General features: G+C 38.1%; 13 protein-coding genes. 6 read left to right on the top strand and 7 right to left on the bottom strand.

Features of this window, described 5'->3' with window-relative positions:
- Nucleotides 1-30 precede the first annotated feature (30 nt).
- From AC1M84_RS13695 to AC1M84_RS13685, 3 genes are all read right to left on the bottom strand, one after another.
- Entirely contained in the window at nt 31-615 is a 585-nt protein-coding gene (locus tag AC1M84_RS13695) for a hypothetical protein (protein ID WP_481595187.1), read from the bottom strand.
- Nucleotides 616-809: 194 nt separating this feature from the next.
- Nucleotides 810-1352 (bottom strand): glutathione peroxidase, encoded by a 543-nt coding sequence (locus tag AC1M84_RS13690; protein ID WP_481595186.1) that lies wholly within the window; start codon nt 1350-1352, stop codon nt 810-812.
- Between the two features lie 116 nt (nt 1353-1468).
- Nucleotides 1469-1990, bottom strand: a complete 522-nt coding sequence (locus tag AC1M84_RS13685; protein ID WP_481595185.1) for a hypothetical protein — start codon at nt 1988-1990, stop codon at nt 1469-1471.
- 341 nt (nt 1991-2331) lie between these two features.
- On the opposite strand from AC1M84_RS13685, the gene AC1M84_RS13680 reads away from it, so the two are divergent.
- A complete protein-coding gene (locus tag AC1M84_RS13680; RefSeq protein ID WP_035268220.1) occupies nt 2332-3240 on the top strand; it encodes a DMT family transporter in 909 nt (302 codons plus the stop codon).
- Nucleotides 3241-3625: 385 nt separating this feature from the next.
- Here AC1M84_RS13680 and tsaC read toward each other — a convergent pair whose 3' ends face one another.
- The 3 genes from tsaC to AC1M84_RS13665 are packed head-to-tail and all read right to left on the bottom strand — an operon-like array spanning nt 3626 to nt 6606.
- Nucleotides 3626-4195: an L-threonylcarbamoyladenylate synthase type 1 TsaC gene (tsaC, locus tag AC1M84_RS13675; RefSeq protein WP_035268223.1), complete on the bottom strand. Its 570-nt coding sequence runs from the start codon at nt 4193-4195 to the stop codon at nt 3626-3628.
- Between the two features lie 48 nt (nt 4196-4243).
- Nucleotides 4244-5440: a DNA-processing protein DprA gene (dprA, locus tag AC1M84_RS13670; RefSeq protein WP_481595184.1), complete on the bottom strand. Its 1197-nt coding sequence runs from the start codon at nt 5438-5440 to the stop codon at nt 4244-4246.
- 14 nt (nt 5441-5454) lie between these two features.
- Entirely contained in the window at nt 5455-6606 is a 1152-nt protein-coding gene (locus AC1M84_RS13665; protein WP_481593714.1) for a LysM peptidoglycan-binding domain-containing protein, read from the bottom strand.
- A gap of 122 nt (nt 6607-6728) precedes the next feature.
- On the opposite strand from AC1M84_RS13665, the gene def reads away from it, so the two are divergent.
- The 4 genes from def to AC1M84_RS13645 all read left to right on the top strand — a co-directional run bounded on the left by def (nt 6729) and on the right by AC1M84_RS13645 (nt 11015).
- Nucleotides 6729-7259, top strand: a complete 531-nt coding sequence (def, locus tag AC1M84_RS13660; protein ID WP_035268228.1) for a peptide deformylase — start codon at nt 6729-6731, stop codon at nt 7257-7259.
- Nucleotides 7260-7345: 86 nt separating this feature from the next.
- Nucleotides 7346-7801 carry a DUF2946 domain-containing protein gene (locus AC1M84_RS13655; RefSeq protein WP_228133268.1) on the top strand — a complete coding sequence of 152 codons (456 nt, stop codon included), beginning with the start codon at nt 7346-7348 and terminating at the stop codon, nt 7799-7801.
- A 70-nt stretch (nt 7802-7871) separates the two neighbouring features.
- A complete protein-coding gene (locus AC1M84_RS13650; protein ID WP_481595183.1) occupies nt 7872-9917 on the top strand; it encodes a TonB-dependent copper receptor in 2046 nt (681 codons plus the stop codon).
- Nucleotides 9918-10085: 168 nt separating this feature from the next.
- Entirely contained in the window at nt 10086-11015 is a 930-nt protein-coding gene (locus AC1M84_RS13645; protein WP_092768017.1) for a metal-dependent hydrolase, read from the top strand.
- Between the two features lie 42 nt (nt 11016-11057).
- Here AC1M84_RS13645 and AC1M84_RS13640 read toward each other — a convergent pair whose 3' ends face one another.
- A complete protein-coding gene (locus AC1M84_RS13640) occupies nt 11058-12266 on the bottom strand; it encodes an oxygenase MpaB family protein (RefSeq protein ID WP_481595182.1) in 1209 nt (402 codons plus the stop codon).
- A gap of 84 nt (nt 12267-12350) precedes the next feature.
- Here AC1M84_RS13640 and AC1M84_RS13635 point away from each other — a divergent pair, with 84 nt between their 5' ends.
- A complete protein-coding gene (locus AC1M84_RS13635; protein WP_481593778.1) occupies nt 12351-12953 on the top strand; it encodes a TetR/AcrR family transcriptional regulator in 603 nt (200 codons plus the stop codon).
- Nucleotides 12954-13305: the final 352 nt, after the last annotated feature.

Below are 13305 nucleotides of genomic sequence, written 5' to 3'. Positions count from 1 at the left end.
ACCGTGTCTATTTTGTGAGAATAATGTATATCAATCCTCGGCTTGATTATTTTCTGTAGATGATCCGGACTGAGTCAAAAGCATACTGGCTAATTTCACCATTTCACCTTGGATATTACCCATTTGCTTTTCTAAAGCTGCAAAATCGATGTTGTTTAAATTCACTTGGCCGTTTAGTAATGGTGAAGCTAATACATTTTGATTTGCCGTTAAAATATTCGAACGAATCTGGGAAATTTCTTGGCTTTTTAGGTCAAGTCCTGTCAATGCCTCATTAAAGCCCAGTAATTGAGATTTTAAACTTTGCACTGACTGATCTAACTTTTGTGGATCTTTATGATTTACAGCTTCTTCTAAATCAGATTGTAGCTGTTGAATTTGCTCAATATATCCACCTGCTTTCAGCTGTACATCTGCCACATCACGCACAATATAAAACATATTGCCTGATTTTAAGTCAGTAGGATCAGTGACTTGGACAGGGGAAGATTCTTCAACATTAGCTGCTGTTGATTCCTTTTCTTGATCGGGTTGTGATTGCGGCTGACAACCTAACACCACGAGACCGAAGCCAAATAATGCAAAAGGGGTAACAATGCTTTGAAATACTTTCATTAATAAAACCAAATCGTTAATCACTTCATTCCAAGATACGATACAAATATGAGTTAAATCTGAATATTTGCAAAGCAATAACAAAAATTTTGATGTGAAAGAGTAACTTATGATTTTGACAGATTAATGAAGATATTTATTGAATTGAATAAGAAATAATCAAGTGACAAGATCGTCACTTGATCTTGATGAGATTATTTCGCCAGTTCAGCATTAATTGCATCAACAATACGCGCATCATCTGCAGTGATGTCTGGTGCAAAACGAGCAACGACTTCCCCTGTTTTTGAAACTAAGAATTTCTCAAAATTCCATAATACTTCAGGGGGATTATTAGGCGTTAAACCATAATCAACCAGATCTTTCCACCAAGGCCCTTCACCAAGACGCTCTGGAATGGCATTTGTTAAAGTTTCATATAGCGGATGTTTATTCTCCCCAACCACTGGAATTTTCGCAAAAAGAGGGAAGTCCACTTGATAATTCACTGAACAAAATTGTTCAATCTCTTCATTGCTTCCTGGTTCTTGTTCAAGAAAGTCATTGGAAGGAAAGCCAAGAATTTCGAATCCTTGTTGTTTTTTTTCACTATAGAGTTTTTGCAGACCTTCGTACTGAGGGGTAAGGCCACATTTAGACGCTACATTCACGATCAATAATACTTTGCCTTCGTATTGCGATAAATCAACAGGCTGCCCCTGAATTGTATTTACTGGAATGTTATAAACTGAAGCCATTTCAATGTCCTAATCATAAAGTACTTAAAATATGTAGATTGAAAATACCATGGCATATAGATCTCACCAAGGTGTCTACAGTGAAAAAAAACAGGCCTGACGGCCTGCTTTATGAGTTAAGATTTTGTCCCGACTTGGTTTTTAAGATTCTGCATGTCCTGTAACAAGCTTTGTTGTAACTCAACAGCTTTCTTTTGTAGTTCAGTGATTTCATTCATATCAGGCTTTTCTTTAACACCTGCTTCTGCGAGGTCCAATCCAAGCTCATTCGATTCTTTCATTTTATCTCGAAGAGATGCACCTTCAGTACTTTTGAGCGCAAGTTTGTCCAGATCATCATTAAATTGATCCACATAGTTATCCATCTTCTCAACCACTGCGTCTAATTCAGCTTTATTATTGTTTTGCGCAGCTTGTGTCACTTCGTTTTGAAATGCCAAAGCCTCTTGAGCTTTTGTATTTGAAATTTGATCCAGTAAATCTAAGTCATGTTGAATATCTGCATTTACATTGCTACTTAATGTATTGCTTTGAACCGTTTCAGCGGCAGTAGGTGAGGATTGATCGTTAGACTTTTTATCACAAGCGGTTAGAAAAACAGCTGTAGTGCATAGTGATGCAATGAGAAGTTTTTTCATAATTTATCCTTTTTATATGCTCGGTTCAATGCACTTACATTCACGATGAAGCACATTAAAAAATATTCAGTTAACCCGTTGATGGGAAAATTCAAGCATTTACGATCTCATAGCTCACACACAGCTTCTAGTGTTGTTTTGTAGAGGAATCCCTGTAAAAAAGTGAAAAGTGTTTTAAAATAGAATAGCACTCTACTTAATTTTTTAAGTAAAAATCTCAGACTTAGATGGCTGTTCTGCAGTCATTAACAATGAGGGGGGAGTGTGTTTCATGGAATGAAAAAGTCTAAAAATTGATGAAATCTTGATCTTAACGATTAAATAAAAATTAGGATGAAAATATGACATTTGAAAAAAAGCATTTGCTCTGGGCTCTATCATTGCCAGTCATTGCTGTATTGATTTGGTCGTTGAATATAGCTATTACACGATATGTTGCAGAGTATATTTCACCTGTCAGTATTAGTTTTTATCGTTGGATTATTGCCTTTTTGATTTTAACACCCTTTATTCTACCTAAAGTCATCAAACAGCGTACTTTGGTACGACAAAATATAGTGAAATTAGCAGTGCTGAGTGCATTTGGTATGGTGCTTTATCAGGGGTTAGCTTACACCGCAGCACATTACACGACTGCAACCAATATGGGCATAATTAATGCCTTTATTCCAATTTTCACCATTTTTGTTTCACTGATGATTTTAAAAGAGTTTCCAACTCGATTTGCAGTGGTGGGTAGTATTTTATCATTTATCGGCCTGATTTATGTTATCGGTCAGGGGCGTCTAGATACACTGATGCATCTGGGTGGGCATTGGGGCGACATGATTATGATCGTCGCGGTATTCTTCTATGCTTTTTATGGTGTATTTCTCAAAAAGTGGCAACTCGAGCTCCCTTTAATGATTAGTCTTTATATTCAGATTGGTTTTGCAGTGTTGTACCACTTACCATTCGTTGCCGTATTGGGTCTCGATGCAATTGATCTGGATAACGGCTTGAGTGTGTTATATGCGGGAATTTTCCCTTCGATTATTGCGCCGTTAGTATGGATGTTGGCTGTTCAACATTTAGGCCCAAATCGAACCAGCATCTTTATGAACTTAATGCCAATCTTTACCGCCATTATTGCTTATGTTTGGTTAAAAGAAGCATGGACGATTTATCACAGTTTAGGCGGAATCGTGATTTTGATAGGTATTGCTTTAGCACAGAAAAAAACTTCATTCATAAAGGCTAAGAGTGTTTAAAAAACAGACAATCGATTTATTTTTTTATTATACTTAAAATCTATAAAAGCTTATTGATCTAAATTAACTATCATTAGGCTTTTTAAAAAGTAAAATTAATAATTAAAAATAGGTACTTAATTATATCAATTGAACTAATAATTAATCTTTATAAGAAAAATGATGATTTGAAACTCTAAGTCTTAGTAATTGTGTAATATTTTTTTTTGTAGCATAATATGCGTACTGCAGAGAAAGCGATAATACACTCTTTTTCTGTACAGATGAATTTCTGAACCCTCTGGATGTGATTAGCACATCCTTTTATATGCTCAGTCAATACCTTTATGACTGAGCTTTTTTTTGTCTTAAATAATAAGTTTTAAGTCTCAGCATATCATGCTTTTTAAGCACGAATGACATCACCAGTTTCTGCATCTAATATTCGGCTAGGTTCTTGGCTCAGGCCTAAATCTCCATTTAAATAATTTAATTCAGCACCAAAGTACTGATTGACTTCTTGCAATGAGCGAGCGGGGTCTAAACCAGCAGGATTTGCACTGGTTGAAACAATGAACCCATCAAATGCGTTACACAGTGCGATGCAAAGAGGATGGTTGGTGACTCGGATAGCAACCTTAGGATGTTTGCCTCGAATCCAAAGTGGTATTTGCTCATCAGCTGGGAGAAGCCATGTTGTGGCGCGATCTTGATAAGATGTTTGTGACCAACTTTCAATCACCGCATCGCGGCGGTCTTGAGGCAGCTTTGATAATAAATGTTCAACCTGACTGACTTGACCAGCCAGTAAGATCACCCCTTTTTCGATAGGGCGTTGTTTTAATCTTAAAATTTCTTTAAAAGCATTTTCATTAAAAGGGTCGCAACCTAAGCCCCATACTGCTTCTGTAGGATAAGCCAAAACTTGACCTTGTTTTAGACATTGAGCAGCCTCAGCAACTGAGGTTGTTAACATAAGCGTTCACCATTCTCTTGATTGAAAAGACTATTGTGAACCTTAATTTTAATTACGGCAACGTAGGTATAACCCAGATTGTTGAATACAGCGTCCTAAAAGTTCTAACTCCATCAAGTGGCTGGTGAGTGTCGCGGTGTCTAAATCAAGGGTTGCTGCAATTTGATCGAGATCGCGACCAACCCAATCTAATTGTTGAAATACAGCTAACAAATGTATAGGAATCGAATGTTCATCATCCTCATGCTTACTTAACTTTGGATGGTCTACTGAATGAACTATTTCGTCATTTTGGAACTCATTAGGATTGTTTTTTCGTGACAGTGATGCTTGTTGATGCTGCCATTGAGTCGGCAGGGCTAAATCTTCAAGGATCTGCTCAGGATGATCAACTAAGATGGCACCTTCACGAATCAACTGATGGCAACCTTGATGAAATTCACTATAAATATGACCTGGAATCGCAAAGGTCGTTTTACCTTGATTTGCAGCAGCTTGGGCCGTAATTAATGAACCACTGCCCAATTGAGCTTCCGCTACCAATATCCCTAAACTTAAGCCACTTACAATTCTATTTCTGCGTGGAAAATTATGCTGAAGCGGTTTTGTCCCGGGTAAAAACTCAGAAATGATGGTCCCGTTCTGCTTCAAGATTTGATCATGTAATGGGCGATTTTGTGATGGGTAAATTAAATCTAACCCTGTGCCGATAACGGCGATTGTTCTGCCATGTTGCAAAGCACCCTGATGGGCTGCTTCATCAATCCCTTGTGCTAATCCACTCGTGATATAAAAACCTTGATCACTCAGATAATACGCAAAATCATATGCGACTTGTTTGCCATGTGGACTTGGTTTACGGCTTCCAACAATGGCAATTTGTGCTTCAGACAAGTGCTGTGCTTTACCTTTCCCAAATAAAATTGGGGGGCGGTCATGATAGGGCATCAATTGCTGAGGATAGTCTGGGTCTTGCTCAGTGAGCATAAAATCAGAATGTTGATGAATTTGATACAGAATTCGCTCAAATTCTTGTTGCTGTTGATCAGAGAAAAATTGAGATGCACGCTCGATATGGTTTTTATGTAAGTTGAGCTGATGCCATTGATTTAGATGATTTTTCTGTACAGCATCTTGAGCTGAACCAAAATGCTGAACAAGTTTTTGATAAGCACTGAGTGAATGTTGAACGAGGTACCAGAGTTTAATATAAGCCAACTGATGGTCGTTAATCTCGTTCAACATATCCGCACCTAATTTTAATTTTCAACCATTGGTGATGGTTCTAATACAGCACCTACTTTAATTGGAAGTGCGCTGTCTAGCACGTAAGCGTAACTTAATTGATCGAAAGTTTTAAAAATCATTAAATTGCCCACACGCTGATTAGGCAGTTGAATATTTTCTTTGGTCTTCGGATCTTTAACCACTTCGCCTTGTTGGAAAATACTTAACACGTGACCATTTTTTGCGCCGTGAACGCTTCCGCGGTTAATTGTGACAACACTATGTTGAGCTGCTGTACCAATAGAACCCATAACACGAATCACTTGACCGCCTGGCTGAATATCCGTTGTTGCCGTTGGATAGAAGAGGCTTGGTAATTCATTTTGAAATTTAGGTAAAACGTAATCACCGCGACGAACTTCGGCATTAAAACTTTGTTTAAGTTCTAAGGTTGAAATTTCATTTTCGTTGGCAACAGCGACTGCAGTAGCTACCTCAATCAGTTCAAGTGCACCTGTGTATTTTTTCCCTTTTTCATCTAAGAAAACATACGGTTCAGCTTCACGATAAACACCGTAGCTTTGTCCAGGGTTAATCCCTTGACCACGTGCATAAACTGTTTGACCTTCCCCAGCAACGATACGACGATCTGCCGAACCGAGAATATAAGGTGTGCTTTGCAAAGCATCAGGCGCAACGATGATACTTCTTTCTAGCCAAGGTTGAATATCATCCAAGGGAATAATTGGAATGGTATTCCCTAAGCTTTCTACACGTACTTGAGGTTTTAGATTGATAGCACCAAGATGACGACGAATAACGCCTTCACAACCGTCACCTTCATCTTTACCAATCAGTGGACGCCCATCTAATGTACAGAGTAGTAAGCGATCACCCGGGTAGATCCAGTGTGGATTTTTGACATGTTTATTGGATGCCCAAATTTCTTTCCAACGCCAAGGTGAGCGCAAAAATTTACCTGAAATGTCCCACAAAGTGTCGCCTTTTTTGACCACATAAACGTGAGGAGCACCAGCCTTAATCGATGGTGGGCTTACATTTGGACTGGCTTGTGTTATTTGCGCGGTAAACAAGCCCGCACTTATGCAAATTGCAAGTGAAAGGCAATGTTTCTTTAACCCCAGAGCATGTGAAAAAGCCATGCCATTGAAAACCTTTTTCATTATCATAATTCCTAAAATTATGTATCTATTTGCGCTATAATACGCATATTACACGTATTATTTGATGAAGCATTAACTTCATTTAATTTTTAAGATCAATGGCATAGCCGGTGAGGAGCAGCATGGCCTTATTACCAATTTTAAGTTTTCCTGATCCCCGTTTGCGTACTATTGCCAAACCTGTAGAGGAAGTGACGGATGAAATTCGTCAACTTGCTGCAGACATGTTTGAAACCATGTATGAAGCACCAGGTATTGGTCTAGCTGCAACCCAAGTTGATCATCATATTCAGCTTATCGTCATGGACTTGTCTGAAGATAAAAATCAGCCGATGGTTTTTATTAATCCTAAAGTCACCCCATTAACTGAAGATACCCAACCTTATGAAGAGGGTTGTCTATCAGTTCCACAAATATACGATAAAGTTGAGCGTCCGTCACGCGTCAAAATTGACGCAATTAACTTAGAAGGGCAAGCTTTTGAATTAGAAGCTGATGGTCTTTTGGCAGTATGTATCCAGCACGAAATGGATCATCTGAACGGAAAATTATTTGTTGATTATTTATCTCCTTTAAAACGCCAAAGAGCGCGTGAAAAGGTAGAAAAAGTCGTTCGTCAGCGTCAAAAAGAAAAAGTTGCTGTAAAGCGTTAATTCTCTAAGAATTTTAAATATGTTGATAAAGCCCAATTTCGATTGGGCTTTGTTATAATTGCTCAAATTTTATTTGGAATGACAATTTGTTCCGCAATGGGTTGCTGCTGAGTTTCGCAGCAGTATTATTACAGATCGCTGTTTTTCTTCAGCCTTTGCTTCCAGCGCAATATCAAATTGCGCCGGTCTGCGAAACGATCACCCGTGCCTTATTCGAACAGCCTAATCATTCTGGTCTTACCACGCTCGTTCATCACGCTCATCATGTTTCCACTTCACATGCGTTACATGAACATCATGAGTTTAAGCGCTATGTTGAATCCTCGCATAGTGGGCACGATCATCATGACCCAAACCATCAATGCCAATACTGTACTGTATTTGGTAATTTGATTTTGCCACCTGAGCTGAATGTTAAAGAAGTTTTTGTACGTTTAAATATACGTTTGATCGCATTCCAAAAAGCGTTCAAACATATTTATTTCGACTTACAGCGTTTATTCCTTTTACCTCAAGGTCGGGCACCGCCACTCTTTTCTTAAATATTGTCTTTATTTTTAGGGTCTTGAATGACTCTAGCATTGTCATATTTAAATTTTGAGTGAATATATCATGGCTCAGCCAAAATTCTATTTACAGCCACTAGCGGCTGCGATTTCCATTGCCTTTATTGCGCAAACTTCATTTGCTGAAGTCCAATCTACAGCTTCAAATCCAACACCTGATACACACATGACGAACTTAGCGCCAATTGTTGCTACAGCTCTACAAGGTAATGATGCTAATGGCTTGATTGTACGTGCAAACCCGAAGCAACCCATTCAGCCTATTCCTGCGTCGGATGGCGCAGATTACTTACAAAGTATTGTAGGGTTTAGCAGCGTAAATAGTGGTGCAGGTACGAACGGTGATGTGACCTTTCGTGGAATGTTTGGATCACGAATCAAAATTCTAACAGATGGAACTGAAAATTTAGGCGCATGCCCGAGTCGTATGGATTCACCGACTTCGTATATCTCACCTGAGAGCTATGATCGAATCTCGGTGATTAAAGGTCCCCAAACTGTCCAGTACGCCAACACAGGTTCAGCAGCAACAGTGATTTTCGAGCGACGCCCAGAACAATTGAATGATGAAAAAAATTATCGAGGTCAGGCAAGTGTATTAATGGGCTCTTTTGGGCGTTTAGACCAAAATATTGAGGCAGCGGTAGGAGATGAACAAAAATATATTCGAATCAATAGCAACCGATCAGTCTCAAATAGTTATCAAGATGGTAATGGGGCGACCGTACCATCAGATTGGAAACGATGGAATGCAGATTTAGCATTGGGCTGGACACCTAATGCAGATACATGGATCGAGTTAACTGGCGGTAAGGCTGATGGTGAGGCTGTATATGCTGGGCGAGATATGGATGGTTCTAAATTTGCCCGCGAGAGCTTGGGATTAAGATTTGAGAAAAAGAATCTCTCAGAGGTAGTTAAAAAAGTTGAGGCGCAAGTCAATTACAACTTTAATGATCATGTGATGGATAATTTTAGTTTGCGTGATGTCGATGGCGCGGATCGCGCTATGAATGTGACACGTCGTACTTTGAATGCACGTTTAGCCACAACGATGGAGTGGGATAAAGCAATATTCATTACGGGTGTTGATACTCAGAATAATCAACATGCTGGTGGAATGTATCATTCAAGCATGCCAATGATGAATACTCCACTAACAGAGGATATGAAGTTTCAATCTTATGGTGGGTTCACTGAATTATCATATCCATTGAATGATCATAATAAGTTGGTCACAGGTGTTCGGGTTGATCAAGTTAAGATTAAAAACTTAAAAATGGTTCAAGAACGTCAGGAAACATTACCAAGTGGTTTTATACGGTTTGAAAATCAGCATCCAGAGCATGATGCTAAAACCTATGTTGGTCTAGGCTATGTAGAGCGCGTACCAGATTATTGGGAGTTGTTTAAGACAGATTATCAAGGCAATGCTGTTTCTACTTTCAAGGATTTAGAAACAGAAAAAACCTTACAGTTGGATGTTGGATACCAACATAATCACGGGGCATTCAGTTCATGGGCATCAGCTTATGCTGGTTTGATCGATGATTTCATATTATTGAATTATGACCCAGCAAAAATGACTGGTCATGGTAAAAATGCTGCTGATTCTAGAAATGTCGATGCGACAATCGCAGGGGCAGAAGCTGGTGTAGGTTATCAATTTACCGATGCTGTTCAGGCAGATCTTAGTGCGATGTATGCTTGGGGAAAAAACACAACTGATCATCAACCTTTACCTCAAATATCTCCGCTGGAAGCACGTTTAAATTTAAGATATGTGCAAGAGCGTTTTAACTTAGGTTTATTGTGGCGTGTGGTAGATGGGCAGGATCGTGTCAGTATTAATCAAGGTAATATTGTAGGTAAGGACTTTAAAACGAGTTCAGGTTTCTCGACGCTGTCTTTAAATGGTACTTATCAAATTCATCAAGGTGTTGATTTGAGTATTGGAATTGATAATGTTCTGGATAAAGTTTATACGGAACACTTAAATAAAGCAGGTAGTGCTGGATTTGGTTTTGCACAGAATGAGCAATTTAATAATATAGGACGTAATTATTGGGCGCGTGTGAGTATGAAGTTCTAGTCATATTCAGTTTATTTGACGTATTAAGCCTAACACCCATTTAGATCGCCGTCTGAATGGGTGTTTTCTTTGAAATTGTCAGACATAAAATATGAATGTCCTTAAATGATATTGTGATGAGGTTATCATTATTTTAAAAATAATAAAAAAGAAGTAATGGATAATAAAATGACAACAATGAGTCAAGTTCATCAACTACATGGTCGTAAAGTAAAATTTGATTTCAATCATATTCCAAAGCATTGGATTGAAAATGACCCTGTTTCCACCCATATGTTGAATACAGCACATATGATTTTACCTGCGGGTGAGTTTTGGTTTTGCCGTGTATTTAATAAAGCTTTACCGTTCGTCAAAGACGAACAATTAAAAGCTGACGTGAAAGGTTTTATTCAGCAAGAAGCGATTCATGGTCGTACTCATCAACATGCACAAGTTTATTTTGATCAACATGGATTAGATGTAAAGCCGTTCATTCAACGCATGCATTATCTTTTTGAAATCCTTTTGGGAGAAAATCCAGTAGGTATCAAAATGATGAAAAAAGTGGTTGGTGAAAAACGTTGGTTAATCTTCCGACTGGGTGTGATTGCAGCCATTGAGCACTATACTGGTGTGGCAGGGCAGTGGAGCTTGGACAATACTTCATTGGATAAAGCCGATCCAATCATGGCTGATCTATTCCGTTGGCATCTTGCTGAAGAAGTTGAACATCGTACGGTTGCGTATGATTTGTTTAAACATATGTTTGAATCAGAGTTTAATTTCCAAATTTCAAAAAATGCTTTGATGACCTTTATCTTCCCTATTATGGCAGCGGTTTGGGTTGAAGGCGGCAAAACAATTTTGAAACAAGATAAAGATGCAGGTAAGTTTAGACATATGGGTACTTTAAGACTCATTATGCAAATGGAAAAAATTAGTCGTAAGACCGATCATATTCCTACCTTCAGTCATTTAACTTTAGCTACTATCCGTTGGTTTAGTCCAAAGTTTCATCCAGTGCAAGAAGGTAATACTCAACAAGCTTTGGATTATCTAGCACGCTCTCCATCAGCACTTCGAGCTGAGCAAGAGGCAACATTAAAAATGGCTTAAAAATATACATGCAAAAAACCGAGCCTTAGCTCGGTTTTTTATTTATTGATGCATACTTGCCAGCTGTTTTCCTGCATTTTGATATAAATCGAGAGCTTGTTCTTGTTGTGATCGCCCTTTACGCTGTAAATAAAGATCAAGCTTTGGTATTTTTTTTGCGCCAGCATAAATCACAGTATTTTTGGTCAGCAGATACAGTGGATACCACGGCAGTATTCGAGGCTTAAGCCCTAAATTTTTCATTTTTTTACGGCCCATAAAGATTTGGGTAACATCTAAGTGATTCTGGTAGGCTTTCTTCTGCATGAAACGTTTAAAATGTTTATATTCGCGTTCAAATGGTTCTTTGGATAGGCTTACTGCAAGCTGACGACTACTTTCATCCACTTGAGGATGAGCATAATTCATCCATTGCAATAATTTCCAGCCTTCAGACTCTTTATCAATCAGCCAGTGTTCGTCAACACCCATCAACCAGCCTGTATATTTCCAAAAATGCATAATCGCATCGACTTCACTTTTAGTTGGAAAAATACCGATTGCTCGAATACCTAAAAGCATTACACCGCTGAAAGCAATATTTGTCATTGCCTGATCATATTGGTTAATCGGCATTCCCCAAATATCCCAGTCCCAATCTTTGGATTTTTTTAGATGGTAGCGAACTAAAGAATGGATGAAACGCACAAAAATTGTTGAAGTAAAGCCATCATTAAAGCGTTGAAATCCATTCGGCTTAGTAACATCTAGCCACCATTTATGCGTTTCTGCTAAGCGCTTGCCTGCATATTTGCTTAGAGCACCTGTTAAAATCAAAGGTTGATTAAAGCCAGGGTATTGATATCCAGTCATTAGCGCGAGATCACGCATAATAAAAGTGACATTTGCGCCTAAACGATGCGTGAATTGAATTGCACGATCAATTTTTTCTTGATCGAACCAAACAGGCTGTTGTTCCACGAGATCAAAGAATGCTTTGATTTCAGGGACTCGTTTGGGAAGAGCATCTAAGCCTTGATATAACGCCGTTTCAAAAAGCTTTCGATTTTCGCGTGGATTGGTCATCACCCAATCCATTAAGCGATCCATCGGCACATCACCCGTATGTAAACTTTCATTTAACTCTAAATATTCAGCATAAGTGGGAATGAAGTTTTGATCGGTCATTTTGTGTAGAAGCTTAGACAATAGATCGCTGCGCTTCATTCGCTCATATGAAGCCATACGTTTTGGAATGCTAAAATTTGACATAGTGTAATTAATCTGGTTATTGTTTGATCAAAGATTAATATGAATATTTATTCGCATTCAATTCGCATTATTAGAATCGCTGCTATGAGAAAAAGACCCCAACAACAAAGAGCAAAGCTGGTAGTCGATAGTATTTTGGAAGCGACTCTGATATGCATTTCTGAAATGGGCCTAGATCAAGTTACTACGCCAAAAATATCTGAAAAATCAGGGGTGAGCGTAGGCTCTATCTATCAATATTTCGAAAATAAAGATCAGATAATTTTAGAATTGTTACGCCGTAAGAGTGAAAACTTAGGTTTGTCACTTAAAGCGCTGGCGATGAATCAAGAAGAAATGGATTTAAAAACCTTAGTCGATGTTAGTCTTCAATTCGGATTTGATGTAATGAGAGAAGATAATGGTTTCTTCTTTGAAGTCCTGAAACATTGGCATGGCTACAACAATTCAGAAGCCGCAAAGGTTTTAGAAAAGCATTTTTTGGAAGTTGGTTTATATGTATTCAATCGTTTTTATCGTCATTGGGACTTTGAAACACTCAAGCATAAATCTTTTGTGATTATTAATAGTACCTTGTTCACAATGATGAGGTTTGTAAGCAATAATGATTTTCTTATTTCAGAACAACAGCTTAAGCGGGAATTAAGTGCAATGATTTTGTCTTATTTAGACAGCGACAAGAGTTAAAAGCTCACGCAAATAAAATTATATATAAAAAACATATAGTTAATTTATGGTTGGTTTATTAACTATACAAACAAATAGAAAAGATTGAAAAAATAGTTGCGTAAGAAAATAAATGGCCTATAATGCACATCCATCGGCGGTGATGTTGATTAAAACTTGTTGAAAAACAAGGATTTAGCTGAATAGGTTGGATCTAAGTTTTGAGAATGAGTTAGAAAATAAATTAACATTGCTAGTTGACTTTCTGAAAAGAAAGGGTAGTATAGCCGACCTAGCTTGATGCTGACGAAGCATTAAGAAGATCATTAAGAGATTATGAAGAACAACTTGTGTGGATTTTTACTGGTTGATT

The organism is Acinetobacter sp. 24-47-66, from assembly GCF_056779755.1.
The sequence above is the reverse complement of the archived record's forward strand: the minus strand, read 5'-3'. Positions and strand labels throughout refer to the sequence as shown.